The sequence below is a fragment of the Burkholderia sp. FL-7-2-10-S1-D7 genome, assembly GCF_001524185.1.
Taxonomy (GTDB): Bacteria; Pseudomonadota; Gammaproteobacteria; order Burkholderiales; family Burkholderiaceae; genus Burkholderia; species Burkholderia diffusa.
The window spans coordinates 23,861-41,987 of the sequence record NZ_LOWY01000017.1 but is presented as its reverse complement, the minus strand read 5'-3'; the positions used below and the strand labels follow the sequence as shown (position 1 = coordinate 41,987).

At 68.3% G+C, this 18,127-nt stretch carries 15 protein-coding genes; 6 read left to right on the top strand and 9 right to left on the bottom strand.

Going from position 1 to position 18,127, the window contains the following annotated elements:
* The first annotated feature begins 57 nt into the window (after positions 1-57).
* Entirely contained in the window at positions 58-1,437 is a 1,380-nt protein-coding gene (locus WS75_RS09065) for a cache domain-containing protein (protein WP_059680173.1), read from the top strand.
* Between the two features lie 31 nt (positions 1,438-1,468).
* Positions 1,469-2,113 carry a response regulator gene (locus WS75_RS09060; RefSeq protein ID WP_059680172.1) on the top strand — a complete coding sequence of 215 codons (645 nt, stop codon included), beginning with the start codon at positions 1,469-1,471 and terminating at the stop codon, positions 2,111-2,113.
* Positions 2,114-2,247: 134 nt separating this feature from the next.
* On the opposite strand, the gene WS75_RS09055 is transcribed toward WS75_RS09060, so the two are convergent.
* Positions 2,248-2,844 (bottom strand): MlaC/ttg2D family ABC transporter substrate-binding protein, encoded by a 597-nt coding sequence (locus tag WS75_RS09055; protein WP_059680171.1) that lies wholly within the window; start codon positions 2,842-2,844, stop codon positions 2,248-2,250.
* 327 nt (positions 2,845-3,171) lie between these two features.
* On the opposite strand from WS75_RS09055, the gene WS75_RS09050 reads away from it, so the two are divergent.
* Together WS75_RS09050 and WS75_RS09045 are read left to right on the top strand one after the other, a co-directional pair.
* Complete coding sequence (locus WS75_RS09050) at positions 3,172-5,805, top strand: MMPL family transporter (protein ID WP_059680170.1); 2,634 nt, start codon at positions 3,172-3,174, stop codon at positions 5,803-5,805.
* On the top strand, positions 5,798-6,796 hold the full coding sequence (locus tag WS75_RS09045; protein WP_059680169.1) for an MlaA family lipoprotein: 999 nt from the start codon (positions 5,798-5,800) through the stop codon (positions 6,794-6,796). The genes WS75_RS09050 and WS75_RS09045 overlap by 8 nt, the downstream gene beginning before the upstream one ends.
* A gap of 119 nt (positions 6,797-6,915) precedes the next feature.
* Here WS75_RS09045 and WS75_RS09040 read toward each other — a convergent pair whose 3' ends face one another.
* The 5 genes from WS75_RS09040 to WS75_RS09020 form a co-directional block, all read right to left on the bottom strand.
* On the bottom strand, positions 6,916-7,572 hold the full coding sequence (locus WS75_RS09040; RefSeq protein WP_059680404.1) for a phosphorylase: 657 nt from the start codon (positions 7,570-7,572) through the stop codon (positions 6,916-6,918).
* Positions 7,573-7,626: 54 nt separating this feature from the next.
* A complete protein-coding gene (gene shc, locus WS75_RS09035; protein ID WP_059680168.1) occupies positions 7,627-9,600 on the bottom strand; it encodes a squalene--hopene cyclase in 1,974 nt (657 codons plus the stop codon).
* An 11-nt stretch (positions 9,601-9,611) separates the two neighbouring features.
* Complete coding sequence (gene hpnE / locus WS75_RS09030) at positions 9,612-10,865, bottom strand: hydroxysqualene dehydroxylase HpnE (protein WP_059680167.1); 1,254 nt, start codon at positions 10,863-10,865, stop codon at positions 9,612-9,614.
* A 4-nt stretch (positions 10,866-10,869) separates the two neighbouring features.
* Positions 10,870-11,718, bottom strand: a complete 849-nt coding sequence (gene hpnD, locus WS75_RS09025; RefSeq protein ID WP_059680166.1) for a presqualene diphosphate synthase HpnD — start codon at positions 11,716-11,718, stop codon at positions 10,870-10,872.
* Positions 11,719-11,975: 257 nt separating this feature from the next.
* Entirely contained in the window at positions 11,976-12,308 is a 333-nt protein-coding gene (locus WS75_RS09020) for a hypothetical protein (RefSeq protein ID WP_059680165.1), read from the bottom strand.
* 206 nt (positions 12,309-12,514) lie between these two features.
* Here WS75_RS09020 and WS75_RS09015 point away from each other — a divergent pair, with 206 nt between their 5' ends.
* On the top strand, positions 12,515-13,399 hold the full coding sequence (locus WS75_RS09015) for an alpha/beta fold hydrolase (protein ID WP_059680403.1): 885 nt from the start codon (positions 12,515-12,517) through the stop codon (positions 13,397-13,399).
* Between the two features lie 38 nt (positions 13,400-13,437).
* Here the strand turns inward: WS75_RS09015 and WS75_RS09010 are convergent, their stop codons facing one another.
* From WS75_RS09010 to WS75_RS09000, 3 genes are read right to left on the bottom strand one after another with little or no spacing between them, the layout of a single operon-like run.
* Complete coding sequence (locus WS75_RS09010) at positions 13,438-14,388, bottom strand: GGDEF domain-containing protein (protein WP_059680164.1); 951 nt, start codon at positions 14,386-14,388, stop codon at positions 13,438-13,440.
* Positions 14,385-15,011 (bottom strand): chemotaxis protein CheC, encoded by a 627-nt coding sequence (locus tag WS75_RS09005; protein WP_059680163.1) that lies wholly within the window; start codon positions 15,009-15,011, stop codon positions 14,385-14,387. The genes WS75_RS09010 and WS75_RS09005 overlap by 4 nt, the downstream gene beginning before the upstream one ends.
* A complete protein-coding gene (locus WS75_RS09000) occupies positions 15,004-15,372 on the bottom strand; it encodes a response regulator (RefSeq protein ID WP_006751668.1) in 369 nt (122 codons plus the stop codon). Before WS75_RS09000 ends, WS75_RS09005 begins: the two co-directional genes overlap by 8 nt.
* 466 nt (positions 15,373-15,838) lie before the next feature.
* Between WS75_RS09000 and WS75_RS08995 the strand changes: the two genes are divergently transcribed.
* A complete protein-coding gene (locus tag WS75_RS08995; RefSeq protein ID WP_059680162.1) occupies positions 15,839-18,082 on the top strand; it encodes a hybrid sensor histidine kinase/response regulator in 2,244 nt (747 codons plus the stop codon).
* The last annotated feature ends 45 nt before the right edge of the window (positions 18,083-18,127 follow it).

Genomic DNA, 18,127 nt, shown 5'->3' with positions numbered 1-18,127 from the left:
TCGGCTCGCCGCCGAGCGACACATGCGCCGGCCGGCGCGCGCCCGCTTCACACCACCATGAGACTCAAGGCAAAGATTTTCCTCCTGGCCATCGTGCCATTCCTGCTCGCGATCGCCGGCATCGGCTTCGGCGTGCGCCAGCAGGCGACGTCGCTCGCACGCACGCAGCACGCGACGATCCAGGCCGCCTACCTGTCGAGCAAGGAAGTCGAGCTGAAGCATTACGTCGAGCTCGCGACGAGCGCGATCATGCCGCTGTACGACGCGAGCGGCCGCAATGCGCGCGACGACGCGTTGCTGCGCACCCAGGCGCTCGCGATGCTGCAGAAGATGGATTTCGGCCCCGACGGCTATTTCTTCGTATACGACCTGCACGGCAATGCGCTGATGCATCCGCGCGAGCCCGAGCGCGTCGGCCACAACTACTGGTCGATGCGCGACCCGCAGGGCGCGCTGACGATCCAGCAGCTGATCGGCGCCGCGTCGCACGGCGGCGGCTACGTGCGCTACACGTGGCAGCGGCCGTCGACGGGCAAGCTCGCGCCGAAGCTCGGCTACGTCGTCGCGCTCGAACGCTGGGGCTGGATGGTCGGCACCGGCATCTATCTCGACGACGTCGACACCGCGCTGCAACGCATCGACGCGCGCGCGTCCGCGAACATCGAGCGGACGATGAGCTGGCTCACCGCGATCGCGCTGACCGGCGCGGCGGCGATCGCCGTCTGCGCGCTGGTGCTGAACGTCAGCGAGTCGCGCAGCGCCGACGCGAAGCTCAAGCAACTCGCGCAGCGTGTCGTCGAATCGCAGGAGCAGGAGCGCGAGCGGCTGTCGCGAGAACTGCATGACGGGATCAGCCAGATGATGGTGTCCGCGAAGCTGATGCTCGAATCCGCGCTCGCGCGCTTCGAGCGCGGTGCGACGCGCATGCCCGAAGCCGAGCAGGCGCTCGCGTCGGGTGTCGGACGTCTCGGCGACACGCTGCGCGAAGTGCGGCGCATCTCGCATGCGCTGCGCCCGGCGATGCTCGACGATCTCGGCCTCGCGGCCGCGCTCGAGCAGCTCGTGCGCGAACTCGGCGCGGAAAGCGGCATCGACATCGGCTATACCCAGGTGGCGCACAGCGGCGCGCGGCCGTTGCCCGCGCCGGTCAATACGGCGCTGTTCCGGATCGCGCAGGAAGCGCTCAGCAACATCGTGCATCATGCGCAGGCGTCGCGCGCGGCCGTCACGCTCGACGTCGGCGCGCATTCCGCCACGCTGACCATCGCCGACAACGGCTGCGGCTTCGATGCCGAGCGGTCGCAGACCGATGCGCGTCGCGGCATCGGGCTGCGCAACATGCGCGAGCGCCTGGACGCGCTCGGCGGCACATTGACGATCACGTCGCAGGTCGGCCACACCGTCGTGGCCGCGCGCGTGCCGCTGCGCGCCGCCTGACCGCGCGCCCCATAACCGGAGACCTTTGCCCATGAGCGCCCCCGACACCGCCCGGCCCGCCGCCCGACTGCTGCTTGTCGACGATCACCCGCTGGTGCGCGACGGCCTGCGGATGCGGCTCGAGGCGGCCGACCTGTCCGTGGTCGGCGAAGCCGGCAACGCGGACGAGGCGCTCGCGCTCGCCGCGTCGCTCGAGCCCGATCTCGCGCTGATGGACGTCGGCATGAACGGGATGAACGGCATCACGCTCGCCGGCGTCTTTCACGAGCGCTTTCCGGGGATTCGCGTGCTGATGCTGTCGATGCACGACAACGTCGAATATGTGACGCAGGCCGTGCGCGCCGGCGCGAGCGGCTATCTGCTGAAGGATTCACCCGCGAGCGAGATCGTGCGCGCGATCGGCGCGGTGCTCACGGGGCAGACGTTCTTCAGCGAAGGGCTCGCCGCGCGGATGATCCAGGCGAGCGCGACCGCGTCGCCGCTCGACCGCCTGACGCCGCGCGAACGCGACATCCTCGATGCGCTGGCCGAGGGGCTGTCGAGCAAGCAGATCGCGCAGCAGACGGGGCTGTCGGTGCGCACGGTGGAAACGCACCGGCTCAATCTGAAGCGCAAGCTCGAGATCGAAGGGCAGGCGGAGCTGATCAAGTTCGCGGTCGAGCATCGGCGGCGGTAGCCGCCCGACACCGGCGTTGCGTCGTGCCGAACATGAGAACATGACGCCGCCATCCCGAACCCGCAACGAAAAGGGCGCCCGAGGGCGCCCTTGATGCATGCCGGCATGCTGAACGGCCGGCCGACTGGCGGCGATCAGTTCGTCCGCGAGTTGTGCTTCTGCAGATACGCGATCAGGCCGTCGATGCCGCCCGACGCGAGCTGGCTCTTGAACTGGCCCTGGTAGACCTGGATCAGCCACGCGCCCGACATGTCGATGTCGTAGATTTTCCAGTCGTTACCGACCTTGCCGAGGCGATAGCCGACCGACTGGCTGTCGCCCGGCGTCGTGACCGTCGACTGCACCAGCGCATCGGCGCCCGACACGCCGCCGGCCTTGAACGAGAACTTCGCGTCCTGGCCGCCGAGCTGCGCGAGCGACGCGGCATAGGTGCGCGTCATCAGCAGCTTGAACTGCTTGTACAGCTCCTGCTGCTGTTGCGGCGTCGCCTGCTTCCAGGCATCGCCGACCGCGATGCGGGTCGTGCGTTCGAAGTTCGTCGCGGGCAGGAAGCGCTGCTCGACGACTTGCGTGACTTTCGCCATGTCGCCGCCGCGCGCGCCCGGATCGGCCTTCATCGCGTTGACGGTGCCTTCGACCGCATTGCGGACGATGTCGACGGGCGCGCTCTGCGCGAAAGCGGAAACCGACACGGCGGCCGCCGCGACGAAAGCAAACAGATGACGTTTCATACGGATATCGCACTCGATGAGAAAAAACGGCCGGCGGATCGCATTGGTGGCATCGGCCGGTGGGTCGAAGTATAGCGGCCCGGCGGCCGGCCTGCCGCGCGGTGACCGACTGTTACCTTTCAACCCCTTTTGTCACAGGCCCCGCCGCGGCGCGACGCCGGACGATTATGTAAGCATCCCCATACAAATCGCCGGGCCCGGCGCGCCGATTCCTGCGCTGCGGAGCAAATATCCTTCCCGCCCCTTTACGCTGCAACGTCGCGACCGACGTCACGTTGCGCCGGTATACTCGTTGTTTTGTCCTTGCCAGCCCCTCCCCACCGCCACATGGTGACATCTCTCATCGTCCGACTCGTCGCATGGTCGGTACGCCGCCCCGTCTGGGTCGTCGTGCTGTCGCTCGTCGTCGCCGTCCTGAGCGGCGTCTACGTCGCGCAGCACTTCAAGATCAACACGGACATCAGCAAGCTCGTCGACGCGGAACCGCAGTGGGCCGCGCTCGGCCAGGCCGTCGACCAGGCCTTCCCGCAACGCAACGGCACGATCCTCGCGGTGGTCGAGGCCCCGGCACCCGAATTCGCAACCGCCGCCGCGCATACGCTCACCGAAGCCCTGCAGAAGCAGGCCGACGCCGGCCGCATCGGCCAGGTCGCCGAACCCGGTGGCGGCCCGTTCTTCGAGCACAACGGGCTGCTGTTCCTGTCGCCGCAGGAAGTGTCGAACACGACGACACAGCTCGCGAGCGCGCGGCCGCTCGTCAACGAACTCGCGAAGAACCCGAGCCTGACCGGGCTCGCGACCACGCTGTCCACCACGCTCGGCCAGCCGCTCCTGACCGGCCAGGTGAAGCTGCCCGAGATGGCGAAGCTGCTCGCGCGCAGCGCCGCGACGGTCGACGACGTGTTGGCCGGCAAGCCCGCCGCGTTCTCGTGGCGCGGGCTGGTCGACAGCGATGCCGCGCGCCAGCCGGCGCGCGCGTTCGTCACGGTGCAGCCGGTCGTCAACTACGGTGCGCTGAAGGCCGGTGCCGAGACGACCCAGGTGATCCGCGACACGGCGAGAACGCTCGGCCTCGAGCAACGCTACGGCGCGGTCGTGCGCCTGACCGGCGAACAACCGCTCGCCGACGACGAATTCGCGTCGGTCGAAGACGGCGCCGCGCTCAACGGCGCGCTCACGCTCCTCGCCGTGCTCGTGATCCTGTGGCTCGCGCTGCGCTCGAAGCGGATGATCGGCTCGGTGCTCGTCACGCTGTTCGTCGGCCTCGTCGTGACCGCCGCGCTCGGCCTCGCGATGGTCGGTTCGCTGAACATGATCTCGGTCGCGTTCATGGTGCTGTTCGTCGGCCTCGGCGTCGATTTCTCGATCCAGTACGGTGTGAAGTACCGCGAGGAACGCTTCCGCGATCCGCGCATCGATCACGCGCTGATCGGCGCCGCGCACTCGATGGGCATGCCGCTCGCGCTGGCCACCGCGGCCGTCGCGGCGAGCTTCTTCTCGTTCATCCCCACCGCCTATCGCGGCGTGTCCGAGCTCGGCCTGATCGCAGGCGTCGGGATGTTCGTCGCGCTGCTCACCACGCTCACGCTGCTGCCCGCGCTGCTGCGCCTGTTCGCGCCGCCGGGCGAATCGAAGACGCCGGGCTTCCCGTGGCTCGCGCCGGTCGACGATTACCTCGATCGCCATCGCAAGCCGATCCTGATCGGCACGCTCGTGGTCGTGATCGGCGCGCTGCCGCTGCTCGCGTTCCTGCACTTCGACTTCAATCCGCTGCACCTGAAGGATCCGAACAGCGAATCGATGGCGACGCTGCTGGCGCTGAAGGATTCGCCCGAAGCCGCTGTCAACGACGTCACGCTGCTCGCGCCGTCGCTCGCCGAGGCCGACGCGGCCGCGAAGCGCCTCGACGCGCTGCCGGAAGTCGGCCGCACGACGACGCTGTCGACCTTCGTGCCGGCTGACCAGCCGGCCAAGCGTGCGGCGATCGCCGCCGCCGCGAGCGACCTGCTGCCCGCGCTGACGCAGCCGGCCGCGCCGCCCGCGACCGACGCGCAGCGCGTCGCCGCGCTCAAGCGCGTGTCGGACCTGCTGAGCTACGCGGCGGAAGATCACCCGGGCCCGGGCGCGGCCGCCGCGCAGCATCTGTCGGCATCGCTCGCGAAGCTCGCCGCCGCGGATGCCGCGACGCGCGACCGCGCCGAACGCGCGTTCTCCGACACGCTGCGCATCGCGCTCAATCAGCTCGCGACGCTGCTGCAACCGCAGGACATCACGCGCGAATCGCTGCCGCCGCAACTCGTGCGCGACTGGATCGCGCCGGACGGCCACGCGCTCGTGCAGATTTCGCCGAAGGTGCCGACGGGCGTCGACCCGAACGACGACACGATGCTGCGCCGCTTCGCGAAGGCGGTGAAAGCCGCCGAGCCGGGCGCGATCGGCGGCCCGATCTCGATCCTGCATTCGGCAGACACGATCATCAACGCGTTCCTGCATGCGGCGCTGTGGTCGATCCTGTCGATCACGATCCTGCTGTGGATCACGCTGCGACGCTTCGGCGACGTGCTGCGCACGCTGGTGCCGCTGCTCGTGTCGGGGCTCGTCACGCTCGAGATGTGCGTCGTGCTCGGCATGTCGCTGAACTTCGCGAACATCATCGCGCTGCCGCTGATGCTCGGCGTCGGCGTCGCGTTCAAGGTGTACTTCGTGATGGCATGGCGCGCGGGCCAGACGGGCCTGCTGCATTCGAGCCTCACGCACGCGGTGCTGTTCAGCGCCGCGACGACGGCAACCGCCTTTGGCAGCCTGTGGCTGTCGCATCATCCGGGCACGTCGAGCATGGGCAAGCTGCTCGCGCTGGCGTTGACCTGCACGCTGATCGGCGCCGTGGTGTTCCAGCCCGTCCTGATGGGCAAACCGCGCGTCAAACGCGCCAAGAACCAATCGCAAGGAATCAATGAATAAGGTGCGAATCATTGCGGCGACCGTTGCCGCCACCGCAGTGCTGTCCGGCTGCGCGACGGGACCGAACCGCAACCCCAATGACCCGCTCGAGCCGATGAACCGGGCGATGTACAAGTTCAACGACACCGTCGACACGAACATCGCCCAGCCGATCGCGAAGGGGTACCAGAAGGTCACGCCGACGCCCGTGCGCACCGCGATCAGCAACTTCTTCTCGAACCTCGGCGATCTCGGCAACATCGCGAACAACCTGCTGCAGCTCCGCATCACCGATGCAACCGAGGATCTGATGCGCGTGGCGATGAACTCGGTGTTCGGCGTCGGCGGCCTGATCGACATCGCGACACCGGCCGGGCTGCCGAAGCATCATCAGGATTTCGGGCTGACGATGGCGCGCTGGGGCGTGCCGTCCGGCCCGTACCTCGTGCTGCCCGTGTTCGGGCCGAGCACGATCCGCGATGGCGTCGGCCGCGCGGTGGACGTCCGCTTCAACCTGCTCAACTACATCGAGCCGGCCGTGCGCAATCCGATGTACATCGCGCAGTTCATCAGCGCGCGTTCGGACCTGCTCGGCGCAACCGACCTGCTGAAGCAGGCCGCGCTCGATCCGTATTCGTTCGTGCGCGACGCGTACCTGCAGCAGCGCAAGTCGCTGACGTATCGCAGCCAGTCGTCGTCGGGCACGCTGCCGACCTACAACGAACCGGGTGAATCGGGCGCCGTGCCGGCCGCGACGCCGGCCGCGCCGGGGTTGCCGAACTACGAGGATCCGGGCGAGGGTGCCGCACCGAACAACGCGCCGGCTGCGCCGGGGTTGCCGCAGTATGACGATCCGGGTGCGGACGGCGCGACGCCGGCGAGTGCGCCTGCAGCGGTGCCGGCGGCGCCGGCGGCTGCGTCGACCGGGGCGACGACCGCGCCGGCCGCCAACGGCGCGCCGATCGCGCCGGCGATGCCGACGGTGCCCGCGAGCGGTCCGGCCGCGCAATAACGCGCACGGCATCCGCCCTCAAGCCGAAGAGCGCTGCATCATGCAGCGCTCTTTTTTTGCGTGTCCGGAAAACGAAAAAGGGGAGGGGGAGAGGAGAAGCCGAACGCGGCGAGCGCCGCTCAGACGATCCGCATCGCGCCCGCACGTTCGAACGCGTGCCGCGCCTGGATCAGCGTCGTGCGCGCCGCGCGCGCATCGCCCGCGACCTGCAGCAACGGGCCGAGCTGCGACGGCTGCTTCAGCAGCTCGCGCAGGATCGGCAGAATGGCCGTGCTGCCGTCGTCGCGCAGGCCGGCCGTCGCCGCGCGCGGCAGCGTGCGCCACGCAGGGTCGACGATCGCGCGGCACACCGCGAACGGCACGCCGCGCGACGCCGCGAAGGCTGCGGCGATATGCGATTCCATGTCGACGGCAAGCGCGCCCTTCGTGCGATGCAGCGACGCCTTTTCCTGCTCGCTGACCACCGGCGCACCGACTGCCGCCATCGTGCCGCGCGTGACGCGCGCCCACACCGGCGTGTCGTGCAGCGCGGCGACGAGCCGCGCGCTCCAGTCCGGATCGGTCTGCACGCGGCCGAACGGCCCGTCGATCGCGTCCGCGATCACGAGCGCGCCCGGCGCGAGATCGGGTGCGAGCCCGCCCGCCGTGCCGAAGCTCACGATGCCCGCGCAACCGCGCGCGGTCGCCTCGGCCAGCGCGCGCTCGAGCCGGTCGGCTCGCGCGGCGAACACGGCCTCGACGCCGTGACCGCGCGCGATGCGTGCCTCGAACGCCATCCCCGTGACGGCGATGACGGGCAACGTGCCGTTATGCTGCGCCGGTGCCACGCGTTACATCCCGACCGTCACGCGCGTCGCATTGGCGCGCTTCAGGTTGCGATAGCGCGCGAGCGCCCACAGCGGGAAGAACTTGCGATAGCCGTGATAGCGCAGGTAGAACACGCGCGGGAAGCCGGTCGCCGTGAAGCGCGTCTCGTCCCACAGGCCTTCTTCGTTCTGCTGCGCGATCAGGTAGTCGACGCCGCGTGCAACGGCCGGGTTGTTCACCTCGCCGGCCGCCATCAGGCCGAGCAGCGCCCAGGCCGTCTGCGACGCGGTGCTCGGCGCCTGCTCGAAGCCGCGGTAATTCAGCTTGTAGCTGTCGCCGTCCTCGCCCCAGCCGCCGTCCTTGTTCTGGATCGACAGCAGCCACTGCGCGCCGCGCTTCACGCGCGGATCGTCCGGCGTCAGGCCGGCCGCGTTCAGCGAGCACAGGGCCGTCCACGTGCCGTACACGTAGTTCATCCCCCAGCGGCCGTACCAGCTGCCGTCCGGTTCCTGTTCCTTCAGCATGTAGTCGAGCGCGCGACGGGCCGGCTCGCTGGTCAGCGCACTCTCGCCAAGTTGCGACAGCATCGACAGGCAGCGGCCCGATACGTCCGAGGTCGGCGGATCGAGCAGCGCGCCGTGATCCGAGAACGGGATATTGTTCAGGTAGTACTGCGTGTTTTCCGGTTCGAACGCGCCCCAGCCGCCGTCGCTGCTCTGCATGCCGACGACCCATTCGCGCGCGCGCGCCATCGATTCGCGATACGTATCCGTCTGCTTGAGCTTCTGCGCACGGTCCATCGCCATCACGACCACGGCCGTGTCGTCGACGTCCGGATAGTGCGCGTTCGCATACTGGAACGCCCAGCCGCCCGGCCGCACGTTCGGGCGGCGCGAGATCCAGTCGCCCCGCACGTCGAGGATCTGCAGCGGTCGCAGCCAGTCGAGGCCCCGCACCGCGGCTTCCTCGGCACGCGCTTCGCCGGTTTCGAGCAGCGCATGCGCGACGAGCGACGTGTCCCACACCGGCGACAGGCACGGCTGGCAATACGCTTCGTCCTCGTGCACGACGAGCAGCTTCTCGATCGACTTGCGCGCGATCGCGCGATTCGGATGATCTTCCGCATAGCCGAGCACGTCGTACATCATCACCGCGTTGGCCATCGCCGGATAGATCGCGCCAAGGCCGTCCTCGCCGTTCAGGCGCTCGTCGACGAACGACACGGCCTGGCGGATCGCGCGTTCGCGCGTGTAGCTCGGGAACAGGCCGTCGACCGCGCGCAGCGCGTGGTCGACCACGCGGAAGAACGCGAACCAGCCCGGGCTCTGGTGGCCCTGGCGCGGCAGCAGGCCGGCGTTGACGGGCGGGTCGATGAACAACTCGTCGATGCGCACGCCGCGCGGGTTCTTCGCGATCGGACGCTTCGCGTTCAGCACCAGCAGCGGCACGATCACGGTCCGCGCCCAGTACGACACCTTCGACAGGTGGAACGGGAACCACTGCGGCAGCAGCATGATCTCGACCGGCATCATCGGCACCGCGCGCCACGGAATCGCACCATACAGCGCGAGCTGGATCCGCGTGAACACGTTCGACATCTCGGCGCCGCCCATCGCATGGATCGCGCGGCGCGCACGCTGCATGTGCTCGGCGTTCTCGTCGTCGCCGATCACCTTAAGCGCGAAATACGCCTTCACGCTCGCGCTGATGTTCGGCGCGCCGTCGGTGAACAGCGGCCAGCCGCCGTCGGCCTGCTGGATGCGACGCAGATAGCGGCCGATCTTCTGTTCGAGCTCGAGGTTCGGCGTCTCGCCGAGATAGTGGACGAGCAGGATGTATTCGGCGGGAATCGTCGAATCGGCTTCGAGTTCGTAGACCCAGTGTCCGTCCGCGTTCTGCGCGGCCAGCAGCGCGTCGGTCGCGCGGGCGACAGCCGCGTCGAGTCCGGCCGGCACGGTGCCGGCGGACAGGTTAGCCATATCGGTGAGATCGTTCATCGGTCCCTCTCTTATTGTGTCTGGAGCACGTCCGCGGCCAGTTGGCCGGAGCGGATCGCGCCCTCGATCGTGGCGGGCAAGCCGGTGGCAATCCAGTCGCCCGCCAGCACAAGATTGGTCCAGCGCGTACGCACGGCCGGACGTTTCATTTCCTGCGACGGCACCGCCGCAAACCCCGCGCGCGGCTCGACGACGAGCTGCCACGCGGGAAGGGTTTCCGGGTTCGCGTCGCTCACGCGCGCGACGTCTTCCCAGATGCGCCGCGCGAGCACATCGCGCGGCATGTCGAGCCAGCGGCCCGCGTCGCGGATCGTCGCCGCGAGCGGACCATCGCCGGTGCGCACCGCGTCGACGATGCCGTTGACGACGGCCGTCTGCAGCGGGCTGCCCGCCGGTGTATCGACCGCGAAATACGCGGTCACGACCGCGCTGAACGTGTCGGGCGCGGTGAGGTCCGGGACGAGCGGCTGCGCGACCTCGGGCGGCACAGCCAGCACGACCGCGTCGCCCGGTGCGAGATCGACACGCTCGCCGCCGATCGCGACCGCATCGACCGCGTTGCCGTGCGCGCCGAATTCGAACGCATCGAGCCGCGAGTTCAGGCGGATCTGCGCGCCGCCGTGCTGCAGCATCCGCAGCGCCGGTTCGACGAATGCGCTGCCGAGGCCGTGGCGCGCGACGAGCGGGCGCCAACCGGGGCCGCCCGCGGCAAACATGCCGCACAGTGCCGCGCGCGCGAGCTCGGCGCTCGCGTGGCGCGGTTCGACGTTCAGCACCCCGAGGAAATACGGCCGCAGCCAACGATCCCACAGCACGCCGTCGCATCGCATCGTCTGTGCGAGCGAGCGGCCGGTGCGCGCGAACGCGAGCGACGCCAGCGCGAGGTAGTCGAGCGGCGTGGTGCCCGGCGCACGCGACGCGGCATCGAACAGCCACGACGGCCAGCGCCCGTTGCCGAAGCGCAGCGTCCAGCGCTGCTGCGACGCGACGTCGATCACCGGATATTCAGGCAGTGCGGGCCCCGCGAGCTGATCGGCCGCGCCGATCGCGCGCAGGTAGCGCTGCGTCGCGGACTGCCCCGCGAAGACCTGGTGCAGCCCGCTGTCGAGCGTCGTGTTCAGCGTCTCGTCGAACCACGAGCGGCAGCGGCCGCCAGCATGTGCATGCGCGTCGTGCAGCACGATGCGCCGCCCGCGGCGTTGCAGCTCGACGGCGGCCGACAGGCCCGCGAGTCCTGCACCGATCACGTGGACGGTTCTGGGCATTGGCTCAGAACAGCGCGTAGCGCGCGGCGATCATCAGCATGCGCGCCTTCGGCTTGCGCAGCGGCTCGCGCGGGGCGGCAAAACCACGCGCGATCGCGGCTTCCAGAATGCAGCGGTACGCGCCTGACATGATGCGCGGCGCCTTGACTTGCGCGCGCGTGCAGCGATCCATCACGGCGTCCGCCGCGCGGAAGTGCTCGAGCGCACGCTCGACGAGCGTTGCGCACACGCGCGGCAGCGCCGGGTCGCGCACGATCGTCGCCGGATCGGTGATCGCGATGCCTTCGCGCGCGAGCAGCTCGCGCGGCAGGTAGCAGCGGTTGATCGCCGCGTCGTCGTCGATGTCGCGCAGGATGTTCGTCAGCTGCAGCGCGCGGCCGAGGTGGTGCGACAGCTCGATGCCTTCCGCCTCCGGGACCCCGAAAATCCTCACCGACAGACGGCCGGCCGCACTCGCCACACGATCGCAGAACAGGTCGAGCGTCGGTTCGTCCGGCGCGCAGATGTCCTCGGCGGCGTCCATCGCCATCCCGTCGATCATCGCGTGGAAGTCCTCGCGCTTGAGGTCGAATGCGCGGATCTCGCGCTCGAGCGCGACCAGATGGCGCGGCGGCTGACCGGCGAAGCACGCGTCGATGTCCGCGCGCCAGCGATCGAGGCCCGCGTTGCGCTCGGCGCGCGGCAAGTCGCTGTCGGCGATGTCGTCGACCGCGCGGCAGAACGCGTAGACCTGGAACATCGCGTCGCGCTGCACCGCCGGCAGGATGCGCATCGCCAGATAGAAAGAACTGCCCGATGTGACGGCAGCGGCGTCGGTTTCTTGTTCGTCCACGACGAGATTGGAAACGGCCAAGACGAGCTCCACGGAGACACCCACGCGGGGCGATTGAAGAAGCCATGCCCGGCTGGGTTGGTCAGGGCGTCAAATGCGTGCGAGATATGCGAACGATCGACGCAGACAGGCACAAATTACCGGCCGGATGCCGGAATTGGGCGAAAGTATAGCAATCTTTGAAGTTCGAAGGGCGGAGACGCGCCGCGCCCGGCAGGCCGCCAGGGGGCTCGGGCCTGCGCGGCCGGACGCGCCCGGGAGCGGCGTCGCGCCGCCCGTCAGCCGTAGACGATGTCGCGCTGCAGATCGAGCGCAATGAGCCCCATTTCACGGGTCAGCTGCAACATCGAGCGGCGTTCGAGGCGCGAGCCCATGAAGCTCGTCACGCACCCGTCGGGGTCCGCCGTAAACTGGAACGACGGGCCGCCGGTGCCGAACCACGCGCCCGGCACGTCGGGCGACTCCTGCCAGTCGATCTGCTCGAACACGCGCGCGATCCCCGCGCGCACCACGTCGCTCGGGCCGATCGGCGGCGCGATCTCGCCCAGGTCGTCGAGCGAATAGGGGCCAGGCTTGTCCGGCCGCCGGTAGAAGAGATAGTCGACGTTCATGGGGCGCAATCGGAAGCAAAGCGTCAAATTAGCGCGCTTCGGCGCAAATTCAAATCAGATCAGGACGAATTGTGGCCTGAACGAGACAAAAGGGCCTCATCGCGACAGCCGATCCAAGCGCGCGCACGGTCGGGCCGCGCGTTCATGCTTGGACGCGCGCGGCTTCGTCTAAGATGAACACCTCTCTCGAAAAAGACACGGACACCATGGAGACGAATGTAACCGCCGCCGCGCAATCCGGCCATCCCGTTTTCGTGCTCGTGCACGGCGCGTGGCATGGTGCGTGGTGCTACGCGCACGTCGCGGCCGCGCTGGCCGCGCGCGGCTACCTGTCGATCGCGCGCGACCTGCCCGCGCACGGCATCAACGCCCGTTTTCCCGCATCGTATCTCGAACGGCCGCTCGACGAGGACGCATTCGGCGCCGAGCCGTCGCCGGTGGCGAATACCACGCTCGACGATTACGCGACACAGGTGATGCAGGCGGTCGACGACGCATACGCGCTCGGGCACGGCAAGGTCGTGCTCGTCGGCCACAGCATGGGCGGCCTCGCGATCACGGCCGCGGCGGAGCGCGCGCCGGAGAAAATCGCGAAGATCGTCTATCTCGCGGCGTTCATGCCCGCGTCGGGCGTGCCGGGCCTCGACTACGTGCGTGCGCCCGAAAACAAGGGCGAAATGCTGGGCCCGCTGATGCTCGCGAGCCCACGCGTCGCGGGCGCGCTGCGGATCGATCCGCGCAGCGGCGATGCCGCGTATCGCGAGCTCGCGAAGCGCGCGCTGTACGACGACGTGCCGCAGGCCGACTTCGAGGCCGTGGCGAACCTGATGACCTGCGACGTGCCGGCCGCGCCGTTCGCGACCGCGATCCCGACGACCGCCGCGCGCTGGGGCGCGATCGATCGTCACTACATCAAGTGCCTGGCGGATCGCGTGATCCTGCCCGCGCTGCAGCAGCGCTTCATCGACGAAGCCGACGCGTTCGTGCCCGGTAATCCGACGCACGTGCACCAGCTCGACAGCAGCCATTCGCCGTTCGTGTCGCAGCCGGCCGTGCTGGCCGGCGTGCTCGTGGATATCGCGAAAGGCTGAACGGCGCGGATCGCACGCGTGAAGCGGCGGCGCGGCGGTTACGCGTAGGCGACCGACCGATCGCGCCCGAGCCGCTTCGCGCGATAGAGCGCGGTGTCGGCCTCGATGACGAGCGCGTCGAACGCCAGCGCGCCCGCCGTCGCGCACGCGCAGCCGACGCTCGCCGTCACCGCCACGCTGACGCCTTCCGCGTCGACCGGCGTGCTGCCGATCGCGTCGCGTACCTTGTCGGCCACCCGCATCGCCTCGTCGAGATTCGTGCACGGCAGCAGCAGCGCGAATTCCTCGCCGCCGAAGCGGCCGAACGTATCCTGCGCGCGCACGATCGACGCGACGCGGCGCGCCGTCTCGCGCAATACCGCATCGCCGACCGCGTGCCCGAACCGGTCGTTGATCGTCTTGAAGTGGTCGAGGTCGAATAGGAGCACCGACAGGTCACCGCCGTAGCGCTGCCAGCGCGCGAACTCGTCGCCGAGCCGCGCCTCGAAGAAGCGCCGGTTCGCGATGCCGGTCAGGCCGTCGCGATTCGCATGCTCGCGCAGCTTCGCGACCGCCTCCTCGCGCTCGCGCTGCATCACGCTCACGTGCGTGACGTCCGAGATCGTCACGCACACGGCCTCGACTTCGCGGCCGCGCGTGAGCGGCATGAAGGTGCAATCCTGCTGCATGTAGTCGACGCCGCCGGTGATCGGCCGGTCGTGCTCGAAGCGAAACAGGTAGGGCCGCTGCTCCCACGAGCTGAATGCGAAACTGCCGAGCTGGAACACGCTCTCGAGCTTGCGTTCGAGCCATGCACGCGGCAGTTCCGGAAAGCAGTCGAACAGGTTGCGGCCGATCACGTCGGCAGCCGGGATACCGCTGTGGTCCTGCATGAAGCGATTCCACATCAGCACGTTCATCGTGCGGTCGAGCACGAACAGGCCGAAGCCGACCCGTTCGATCACGAGGTCGCTCAGCGACGCGGCGGTGGTGGTCGGGATAGCGGTCATAGCGCGGACAGCAACGCATCGAGCGCGTCGCCCATCAGCCGGATCGAATCCTCGGCCATCAGCATCACGAAATGTGCGCGGAATGCGTGATCCTCGAGGCCGAAGTTCACTTCGAGCAGCAGCGCGACGCTCCATGCGAGCGCGTTCGGCTGGAACACGTCGTCGAACGACACGTTCGCGCCGAGCAGCCCCGGCGGGAAGAACACGGGCTTGCGGCCGAGTTCGTCGAGAATCGACGCGACGCACGCGCTCATCAGCACGTTCGCGACATCGAACACGATTTCGTCCTGCGTGGCCATGCCGGCGTACACGCCGTCGCCGAACGTGCGGCCCATCAGCGACATGAGCCGCGCGACGCCCGCGCTGCGGCACAGCACGATCGCCTCGCCCTTGATGTCGGACCGGAATCCCTGACGCACGGCCGTCACGTTCTCGTGGATGCCCGTCATCTCGCGCAGCGCATCGCCCGCGTCGGCGGCCTTCACGACGCGCACACGCGGTACCGAGAGCTCGATGAAATGCCCGAGCAGGAGCGCGAGCCGTGCGGCGGCGCGGCCCATCGCGAGGTTGGCGATCTCCTGCAACGCGTCGCGTTGCTCCGCCGTGAACACCGATTCAGGCATACAACCCATACTCCTTGAGAATGGGCAGCAATGCCTCCGACGTCACGGGCTTGGCAACGAATGCGATCGCGCCCAGCTCGCGAACGCGTGCTTGCGCCTGCGGCTGAATATCGGCGGATACCACGATCACGAACGTGTTCAGATCTTCGTGGCGCAGTGTCTCGAGCACCTGATAGCCGTTCAGGTCGGGCATCGTCAGGTCCAGAAACATCACGGAAGCTTTGCCGTCACGATAGAGCGCCAGAGCCTCGCGACCATTCGCCGCATACGCGACGTCGACGTCCCAGTCTCCCGGCAGTGCCTTTGTCAGAAGTTTGCGAGCGAGCAAGGAGTCGTCGGCGATCACGATCGGCAAAGGCATGGCAGCGAAGCGGTATACGGAATGGTCTCTCTCGCGTTAACGACTGCGCGGCGCACTTCTTGAGGCGCCATGCAATCAAGCGTGGGCACCACCGTGCAGCTGCGCGCAGGCGTCGCGGCGCGAGGCACGCGACACACCGCGCCGCGAACGCCGGCGGGCGCAGATATCTGTCATAGGGAAAGCAAGGCGCGATTCTCTGAGTAAAACGAGGGTAGTGCAACTCGCCATTTTCAGCATTTCGAACAGAATTGCTTCGATCGTGTGGCATTCCGAAAACAGTCGCGGCCATTTTCAAGATAAGCACGCAAAATTTTTCTTTGTGTACGTTTGCGCTGCCGGATTCATAGCGTTTTCAAACTTTCATTTCGCACCTGTCGGAATCATCAGGTTGCACATCCTTGCGCCGGTACGGCGAGCAGGCGCAACTCGTTTATGATTGAACATCTCAGCCTGGCCCGCTTCCTCGATGACGTCCGAACGTCCCGCCGACTCCCGCACACCCGCCTCCCCACCCGCCGACGACTGGCAGGACGACGGCAGCTATGCGTCCGGCGCACCCGAGCACGATTTCGCTGTCCGGCGCGTGACGCTGATCGTGCTGCTGGTCGCGGCGATCGTGCTGCCGTGCATCTACGTGTCGGTCATGGCGTACAACGACCTGAAGGCTCGCGAGGCCGCGGCGAGCGACGTGACGATGCGCACCGTGCGCGTCGCCGAGGAGCATGCGCTCAAGGTGTTCGACCTGAGCGAGACGCTCGATGCGCGCATCGTCGACCTCGTGCAGGACATGGACGACGCCACCGTGCGCCGCCACGAATCCGACATCCACGAAGCGCTGAACACGATCGGCGGCGGCTATCCGCAGGTGGCCGCGGTGTCGATCTTCGGTGCGAGCGGGATGCTGCTCGCGAACAGCCTCTACTATCCGGCGCCCTATGCGTCGATCGCGTACCGCGACGACTTCGCCGGCATCCGCGACGGCAAGGTGATCGAGCACATCTCGAAGCTGATGATGGGGCCGCTCAAGCTCGAGAACATCCCCGTGTTCAACACGGGCGTCGCGCGACGCCACAGCGACGGTTCGTTCGCCGGGATGGTGTCGATCGCGCTGAAGTCGTCGTATTTCAATGCGTTCTACCGCGACCTGCTCGGCGGCGCGGCCACGCCGATGACGATGGCGCTCGCGCGCTCCGACGGCGCGGTGATCGCGTCGTATCCACCGCCGCCATCGCTCGCGCATACCGATCTCACGACCACGTTCGGCAACGCGCGCAACGATCCGCGCGCGGGCATCGTGCGCGTGCGCCACGACGGCGCCAGCAGCGAGATCGTCGCGTACCGCCAGGTCGGCAGCTACCCCGTGTACGTGACGTGTGCGTACCGCACCTCCGCGATCTGGCATGAATGGTACGAACACCTGAGCGTGCTGTTCATCTCGATGTTCGCGCCGTCGGTCGCGCTGTGGTCGGTGATCTGGCTGTCGCTGAAGCGGTTGAAGGCGGAAGAGGAAGCCTGGGACCGCTGGCAGGCCGAAGCGTCGATGCGGCGCTCGATCGAATCGGCATACCGGCAGTCGCGCAAGATGCAGGCGCTCGGCAACCTGGTCGGCAGTGTCGCGCATGACTTCAACAACCTGCTGATGATCATCTCGAGCAACGTGCAGATCGCGCGGCGACGCGGCGTCCAGCATCTCGACAAGGAACTCGGCGCGATCGAACGCGCGCTGAAGAACGGCCAGTCGCTCACGCGCCAGTTGCTCGGCGTCGCGCGCAAGCAGCCGCTGCACAACGAAACGATCGACGTCGGCCAGTGGCTCGGCACGTGCCGCGAACTGCTGAAGACGTCGCTCGGTTCGAAGTCCTCGCTGGTCATCGCGATCGAGCCCGGCATCTGGCCGATCCGCGTCGATGTCGCGGAGCTCGAGCTCGCGGTGATCAATCTCGCCGTCAACGCGCGCGATGCGATGACGGTCGGCGGCCGCTTCACGGTCGGCGCGCGCAACGTGACGCTGCGCCGCGAGGACGGCTTTCCGCTGATCGGCGACTTCGTTCAGATCTCGCTCGACGATACGGGCTCGGGCATGGCGCCCGACGTGCTCGCGCGCGCGTTCGAGCCGCTGTTCACGACGAAGGCGCAGGGAATGGGAACGGGGCTCGGGCTGCCGCAAGTGTTCGCGTTCTGCGAGCGCTCGGGCGGCCTCGCGACGATCGACAGCGCGGTCGGCGCCGGGACGTCGGTGCGCCTTTACCTGCCGCGCGCACGCGTCGAGGACATCGTCCCGCGGTCACAGCCCGTCTCGCACGACGCCGGCGCGCTGGCGGGCCTGCATGTGCTGCTGGTGGAAGACAACAGTGAAGTCGCAGCGGGCACCGAAGCGCTGCTGACGCTACTCGGGCACCGCGTCACCTACGCACCCACCGCCGACGACGCGTTGCGCCTGATCGAGGGCGCGGCCGCGAACGACGCATTCGATCTGGTGATCTCGGATATCCACATGCCGGGCCGCCTGAACGGCATCGATCTCGCCGAGGCGATCGACAAGCGGCCGGGGAAACTGCCCGTGATCCTGGTCACGGGATACGCGGAGGAACTCGACCGCACGCGTACCGTCAACGTGCGCGTGCTGTCGAAGCCGTTCGACATCGCGCTGCTCGACGAGATCCTGCTCGGCATTCGCGAAGCGCGCGATGCGCGGCACGCCGGCGCCTGACCCGCGGCATGCGGGCCGGTGCCGGCGGCGGGAAGGGGACGGCGA